The 7,852-nt window shown below is 53.1% G+C and carries 4 protein-coding genes and 1 pseudogene; all 5 read left to right on the top strand.

All coding sequences use genetic code 11. The features are described 5' to 3' along the window. Positions 1 to 356: 356 nt before the first annotated feature. Positions 357 to 1,187 carry an IS5 family transposase gene (locus MFF13_RS20880; RefSeq protein WP_238272873.1) on the top strand — a complete coding sequence of 277 codons (831 nt, stop codon included), beginning with the start codon at positions 357 to 359 and terminating at the stop codon, positions 1,185 to 1,187. A gap of 98 nt (positions 1,188 to 1,285) precedes the next feature. After that, positions 1,286 to 2,070 (top strand): annotated as a pseudogene (locus MFF13_RS20875) (IS5 family transposase). Between the two features lie 1,162 nt (positions 2,071 to 3,232). Next, on the top strand, positions 3,233 to 5,941 hold the full coding sequence (locus tag MFF13_RS20865) for a glycosyltransferase family 2 protein (RefSeq protein WP_238272872.1): 2,709 nt from the start codon (positions 3,233 to 3,235) through the stop codon (positions 5,939 to 5,941). 248 nt (positions 5,942 to 6,189) lie between these two features. Next, the gene (locus MFF13_RS20860) at positions 6,190 to 7,260 is read left to right on the top strand and encodes an IS630 family transposase (protein ID WP_238272871.1); all 1,071 of its coding nucleotides are present in this window, start codon (positions 6,190 to 6,192) and stop codon (positions 7,258 to 7,260) included. 169 nt (positions 7,261 to 7,429) lie between these two features. Next, positions 7,430 to 7,852, top strand: a 423-nt coding sequence (locus MFF13_RS20855; RefSeq protein ID WP_238272870.1) for a helix-turn-helix domain-containing protein, incomplete at its 3' end; no start/stop codon positions are given.

Genomic DNA, 7,852 nt, shown 5'->3' with positions numbered 1-7,852 from the left:
CGGGTCTCGATCACGTCCATCTATAATCCTTAAATGAAACATATGGCATCGTAAGCGTTGTCTTTAGACCATAATTTCAGGCGTTTGCCTTGCTTGGTAGACCAAGAGCAACAGTCTGTCGAGATGGCACTGCTGATTTGGCTATTTCTGGTTCGACACCATTGAAGTGGTCTGCCCTTTTGGTATGGATTTTGAGGTTGCAGGAATGACAAGATGGTAAATCCTTCAAAACCCAAGGAGATCGTCGCCAAGCTACGGCAAGCGGACGTACTGATCTCAGACCCCGTTTCATAATGGGGTGAGCGGCAGGTGTCGCGGGCGTTGGGAGAGTGTCTGACGCTCACCCTGGATCGCCGATGTGGACCCCTACCGCTCGCACCGAGCTTGCGCGCGAAAGCCGCCCCTACGCAACCTGCCTCACCGACACTGAATGGGCCGTCGTTGGCGCGATGCTGCCTAGTCCCGCATCAAGGGGTCGCCCCTGGCGCTGGCCGATGCGGTCGGTGCTGGATGGCGTCCTGTATGTGTTACGGACAGGCTGCGCTTGGCGGCACCTGCCGCATGAGTTCCCACCCTGGTCGACCGTGCATCGCTGGTTCTTGCGCCTGTCAGCTTCGGGCGTGTTCGATCGCCTCGCCCACGCTCTCACGATGGACGACCGCGAGCGAGCCGGGCGTGAGGCCAGCCCGACGGGTGCCGTCATGGATGCGCAGGCGGCGCGCTCGGGCGACGTCGGCGTCGATGGAGAACGCGGCTACGATCCAGCTCGGCGTGTGGTGGGCCGCAAACGCCACGCGCTGACCGACACGGATGGCCGTCTTCTGATCGCCGCCGTCTCGCCTGCTGACCTCCACGACAGCCATGGAGGCGTTGCGCTTTTGCGTGCCTCGCGCGGTCTCTGGCCGTTCCTGGCGCACTGCTTCGCAGACCGAGCTTATCGAGGCGAGCGCGTCGGCACCGCGACGGCGATCACCATCGAGATCATTGCGCCCGACGAGGGACAGAAGGGCTTTGCGGTTCAACCGCGACGCTGGGTCATCGAGCGAACCTTCGGATGGATCAGTCGATGCCGCAGGCTCGCCCGTGATCACGAGGCGACGGCCTCTTCCGCACTCGCCTTCTTCGTCCTGGCAGCCGCCATGATCCTCGTCAGACGCCTGGCACGAGCGTTAGACCCCGTTTCATAATGGGCAGAGCAGCTTAGCTATTGGGTGAGCGGCGAGCATCGCAGGCGTTGGGAGAGTGTCTGACGCTTACCCAGGAACCCCGATGTGGACGCCCGCCGATCTGCGATCGGCCCGTCGCCCGCGCCGAGCTTGCGCGCGAGAGCCTGCCTTACGCAACCAATCTCAGCGATGCCGAGTGGGCGGTGCTTGCGCCGCTTCTGCCTGCGCCGTCCAGCACAGGCCGCCCATGGCGCCGGCCCCTGCGCGCGGTCTTCGACGGCATCTGCCGCTGGACTTCCCGCCGTGGAGCACGGTGCATCGCTGGTTCTTGCGTCTCTCGCAGACAGGCGTGTTCGAGCGCCTCGCTCATGCCCTCACGATGGCTGACCGTGAGCGCGTCGGACGTGAGGCCTGCCCGACCGGCTGTGTCGTCGATGCGCAAGCTGCCCGCTCGGGTGGCGTGGGGGTGGCCGGCGAACGCGGTTACGATCCGGCCCGGCGGGTCGTCGGGCGCAAACGCCACGCATTGACGGATACAGACGGGCGCCTGCTCGTGGCTGCGGTCTCACCCGCTGACCTGCACGACAGCCACGGCGCGATTGCCCTGCTTCGAGCCTCGCGCGGACTGTTTCCCTTCCTAGCCCACTGCTTTGCCGACCGTGCCTATCGAGGCGAGCGTGTTGGCGCAGCCACGACCATCACGGTCGAAATTGTCGAACCCAAGGAGGGCCAGAAGGGCTTTGCGGTGCAGCCCAGGCGGTGGGTCATCGAGAGGACGCTCAGTTGGATCGCCCGCTGCCGCAGGTTGGCTCGCGACCACGAGGCTACCCCGTCCTCTGCGCTCGCCTTCTTCGTCCTCGCCGCAGCCATGATCCTCGTCAGACGGATCGCCCGAGCTTTATGAAACAGGGTCTTATGAAACGGGGTCTTACGGGGCCAGAGCGTAGCCGATGCAATCCGCATGCTCATTGTGAGCTCGGTGACATACGACCGGGGGCGACGTGAGTTTGGCGGCCTTAAATTGGATCAAGTTCGGGGATACCGAGCCATACCCGTTAGGATAACCGCCCGGAGTTCGTTGCGAAGGTCGTCCAATTGGCCGGCTGCGTTCGCTCAACCAGCTTCGCCGGCCAAGCGACCCGTGGCGAAGCGGCCTACCGTGCAATAACTTTACCCTTGAACCACCTCGTGGGGGCGGATCATACGGTCAAGTGTGTGACCTCGTTAGACGACCCCAAACAAGTCAGCGTCAGCATCCTCGCGACCGTACATGTGGAATATCGCACAGTGCTAAGTGAGGGGGCCTTGTCGCGTAGCAGGCCCTTGACTGCCTCCTCTGCGAAGCCCTGCTGTCTTCGTCAAACGGCCGGCCGGCTGACGCCGTTTCGCCGAGCAACCTTGTACACGGTCAGACGCTCTACTGAGAGCAGCACGATACGCGCGCACAAGACTTGCTTGAGGCAGCGAGATCGATCGCCGGCGAGTAGGGTAAGCGCTGACCCATTGGCATTGTAGAGGAGCATGCAAACGATCTGAACCAGCGCTGAGCCTCACATGGATCACCGGACTCATGCATTCTTTGACCGCGTCACCGCGCTATATTTTATACGCATTACAAAGGACAGCCAAGCTTGAGCGGGAGGCACGAACAGGATCAGTCCGCCATCTCGATTGTCGCACTGCACACGTTTGAGTTAGATGCCCTCCTGATAGGATTTTACGAGGATCGAGGGTCAGGTGCAAATGGAAGCGGCGTCCGCCAAGAAGGCTCTTATGTTAATTTCTAAAGCGGGCAGCTATGGGTTTATAAACTTAAAGTTACAGGATCTACGCGAAAACAATTTTGTCGGCTCCCTAATCTTTCAAAGCAATTCCAAACTTGTAAATCCTATTCCCTCAGGTAAAATCACCGTGTGCAAGTTATTGATGAAAAATACAGCGATAATTTTTATGAGGTGCGATTTATAAGAGCGGTGACTTTATAAGAAATTAAGGATTATATATCGATACAAGTCAAACCTAATAATACTTAGAGCACTATAGAATATAATCTAAAAGAGGTGTAAATGAAAGCTATACATAAAGTTGCTCAAAAAATTAAAAAAATAGTTTATGAACAAAATGCAGAAAAAATAGAGACAAAACAAAAGGTAATAGAAAATCTATTACTAGACCAAGCCGAAAAACAAAAGGCAATAGAAAATCTATTACTGAACCAAGCCGAAAAACAAAATCAAATAGCGGTTCTTGAAAAAACTTGCTTGATGCTAAACAAAGAAGTATCAAATAACGAAGAAGTAATCCAGGACCTTAGAGCATCAGAAGCTATATATCGATCAAGCACTATGCATCTACTGAATGTTTTGCCCGCAAACATAAGGAGGAATTTTAGTTACATCCCAGATGGGCTTATTGGATTTGACGTTGTAAAGTATATTGAAGAAAACGAAGATCTTCGGGGGAATAAGGCTCACCCTGTCCGCCACTATCTGACACACGGCCATTCAGAAGGGCGATCTATATTTAAAGATGAAGGTTATGGCACGTTATGCTCCCACGTGTCAGGTGTATCTAACTCTGAATCGTTACAGTTGAATCGAATAGAAGATATAATATTGAAGAATGGCTGCTTACAGGCAACGTCTAACGATCCGAAAATATTCTATGACAGCGTACCATCTCTTCAGAGAGGATGGTATAGAATTTCTAGTTCCGTTAGAAATATACGGTCGATGCCATACGTTTTCTTTGATTTTGGCGACGGGTTCTCTAGTGCAGACAGCTGCTTTTTGTCTAGCGGGAGTGGTGGCTTACTAGAATGCATCGTATTTATAAACAAGCCCGCAAAGCAAGTACGTTTTGACCCAACTGAAGAAGTTGGAATTATTCGTCACTTAAACTTCTCTATTAAGTCCGTAAGTGAAATTTCGGTGCTTAAGGCCCAATTTGGCGAGGCATGGCGCCAAAGGAGCAGCATAACAAGCTTTTTCCCAACAATAAAAGAATTTTATCGCCTTAACACCGAGAGCAATATATACATATTGCCCAGCCATTATAGCAATTCTACTCATAGTAAAGACCCCTCATATAATCAGTGGATTAATAAATATGACTATATTTCTAGCAGAGATAAAGCGTCTTATTTAGTTAAAATAGATAATCTTCTGCATAAGCCTAAAATATCAGTGCTAATGCCGACTTATAACACAGATATTCATCTCCTAAAAGAAGCAATTCGATCGGTAACGTCGCAATTGTACAATAATTGGGAGCTTTGCATTGCCGACGATAATTCCACTGATGTCCGAGTGAGAAAGCTATTAAAGCGCTATGCTAAAAAGGAAAAAAGAGTCAAATTTGTTTCCAGAAATACGAATGGACATATCTGTGCGTGCACGAATTCAGCATTAGAAGTATCAACAGGAGAGTGGCTCGCTCTACTAGATCATGATGACGTTTTTACTGAAAATGCCTTGGCTGAAGTAGCTTTTGCGATTAACAAAAACACGAACGTTAATATAATTTATAGTGACGAAGACAAAATTACCGATGACGGTAAGTTTAGATATTCCCCTTTCTTTAAGCCTGATTTTTCAATCGACTTGATTAGAAGCCAAAATTATTTCAATCATCTTACTGTTTTTAGGGCTGATAAGGTGCGACAGGTTGGAGGTTGGGAGCTTGGCTTTGAAGGAAGTCAAGACTATAATATGATTTTGAAATTAATAGAATTGTCAAAGCCAGAAGATATTGTCCACATACCGAAAATTCTCTATCATTGGCGCTCAATCCCTGGTTCAGTTGCAATGGACCCTAGTCAAAAAAACTATCCTTTTGAGGCAGGCTATAGAGCTCTCAGTAATCATATTGCCCGCTCAAATATAAATGCCGAAGTAAAAAAATTAGAAGAAATTGGATGCTATCGTGTTAAATATAACATCGGCTCACATAAACCCCTTGTTTCCATTATCATACCTACGAGAGATCATGTAGATATTTTGCAAAAGTGTATAGACTCAATACTGGATAAAACAATTTATAGAAATTTTGAAATAATCATCGTTGATAATCAGTCGTGCGAGAATAAAACAATAGAATACCTCAACTCATTAGATGTAAATCTTATTACGGTTGTAAAATTTGATGAGCCATTTAATTATTCAGCTATGAATAATTTGGCAGTAAAGCACGCTCGTGGCGAACTAATCTGCTTGATGAATAATGACATCGAGATAATAAGCCCAGAATGGTTAGATGAAATGTCAAGTCTAGCGCTTCGTAAGGAGATTGGTTGCGTAGGCGCGAAACTCTACTACTCCGATGGAAGCTTGCAGCATGGAGGTGTTGTGCTTGGGCTTGGCGGAGTCGCTGGCCATTCACATAAGCATTTTCCAGGTGAAAGCCCAGGTTATTATTATCGGCTGAAAGTAACACACAATGTATCAGCGGTTACTGCTGCCTGCTTAGTAATAAGAAAGGAGATTTTTATTGAGGTTGGGGGATTAAACGAGATAGATTTGAAGGTCGCATTCAATGATGTGGATTTTTGCATGAAGGTGGATCGCGCCGGTTACATCAATGTGTGGTCTCCATTTGCTGAGCTATATCACCATGAATCAATTAGTCGGGGTGCCGAAGACTCCCCTCTGAAGATAGAGCGATTTAATAGAGAGATAGATTACATGAAAAACACTTGGGGGAATCAATTATCCAACGATAGATTTTATTCTGAAAATCTAACAAAGAATAGAGAAGATTTTTCTATAGCGGAGTGATATGTCGCTTTGGGGCTGAGGAAATAATTGTTATAGAAAGTGTTGTTTCCTCAGCCCGGTTTTTTATTCTCTGGTGGTAGATCTCCCATGGTTGGCTGGGCAATCTCGAGGTGTGATGGCATCAATTTCGCTGAAGTCGTTGCATGCCGAGGAACGTTATGGGACAGGTTTTTCACATCTGCGCTACGACTAGTGCAGTGACGCGGTCAGAGGATTCACGCGGGGCTTGATGCATGCGAGTCTGGGGGATGGCCCAGACCCTCTGCGTGCTCCTCGACAACGCCACCCAGTCGGCGCTTGCCACGATCGCCGGAGATCGATCCCGCCCTCTCAAGCACATCCTACGGGCGCGCATTGTCCTGCTCTCCTCCGAACGCCTGAGCGTGCAGGACGTGGCTCGACAGGCTGGCGTCAGCCGACCGGCCGTTTGGCGCTGGCAGCAGCGCTTTGCCGAGGAAGACGTCGAGGGCTTGCTGCGCGACAAGACCCGCCCACCCGGCACCCCGCCGCATTCCACTCGCACAGTGGCGAAGGTGTTGGCGCTGACCTGTTCGGAACCGCCGGACGAGGTCACGCACTGGACCGGCCGCGCCGTCGCTGCGCGGACCGGCATCTCACTCCGCTCCGTGCAGCGGATCTGGCAGGAGCACCGCCTGCAACCGCATCGGGTGCGGACTTTCAAGCGCTCGCACGACCCGGCCTTCGCCAAAAAAGTCGAGGATGTGGTGGGGCTCTATATGAACCCGCCCGCCCATGCCGTCGTGCTGTCCATCGACGAGAAGAGCCAGATCCAGGCCCTGGAACGCACCCGTCCCGCCCGGCCGCTCGGCCCCGGGCATCCTGCCGCTCAGACGCACGACTATACCCGCCACGGCACCACGACGCTGTTTGCCGCCCTCGATGTCCTGGAAGGCACGGTGCTCGGCCGCTGCATGCAGCGCCATCGCCACGGTGAGTTCATCCGTTTCCTCAACGCCGTCGAGGCGGCCGTCCCCGCGGGCAAGGTGATCCACGTCGTGCTCGACAACTACGGCAGCCACAAGCACCCAAAGGTTCGCGCCTGGCTCACCCGCCACCCGCGATGGACCTTCCACTTCACCCCGACCTCGGCCTCCTGGCTCAACGCCGTCGAGGGCTTCTTCTCCTCGCTGACACGCCGACGCCTGCAACGCGGCACCTTCACCGGCATCGTCGACCTGCAGGCCGCCATCAAACGCTACATCGCCGAGCACAACCGCAGCGCCCGTCCCTTCGTCTGGACAAAGCCCGCCGCCGCCATCTTCGATGCCCTCAACCGTGCCCCTGAACCATCCGTCTGAGTCAGGGCACTAGGCACACAGTGAAAGGAGCGCTACAGCGATCGCAAGTTTCGCTAAGCGATTTTGCCGCCCAGCATGGACTAGAGCGGCATCCGACCGGGCTGAATCAATAGGGTTTACCGGTTGGGGTTTGATGTGATTCTCTTCGCGGCTTTCGCAGGAGAGCCGCATGCCATCTGCCCTATCCGTCGATCTGCGCGAGCGTGTCGTGGCCGCCGTCGAGGAAGGCGCGTCGCGCCGTCAGGCGGCCAAGCGGTTCGGCGTAAGCCCGACCAGCGCGATCCGCTGGTACGAGAGCTTCGCGCAAGAAGGGCGGATCGCACCCAAGCCGATGGGCGGGGATCAGCGTTCGCAGACGATCGAAGCGCAAGCCGACCTGATCGTTTCGACCTACGAGGCCAAGCCCGAGATCTTCCTGACGGAGCTACAGGAGAAGCTGGCGAAGCGCGGCCTGCGGGTCGGAGTAAGCAGCCTGTCGCGCTTCTTCAAACGTCACGGCATCACGCGAAAAAAAACACCGGCCACGCGTAATTACCCACCCCCTTGCGCGGGTCGGGTTTCGCTGATTCCCTCGTGGGATGGGCCGAAGCGA

The sequence above is a fragment of the Methylobacterium cerastii genome (assembly GCF_022179125.1).
Lineage (GTDB): Bacteria > Pseudomonadota > Alphaproteobacteria > Rhizobiales > Beijerinckiaceae > Methylobacterium > Methylobacterium cerastii.
This window is presented reverse-complemented; position numbering and strand designations above follow the sequence as displayed.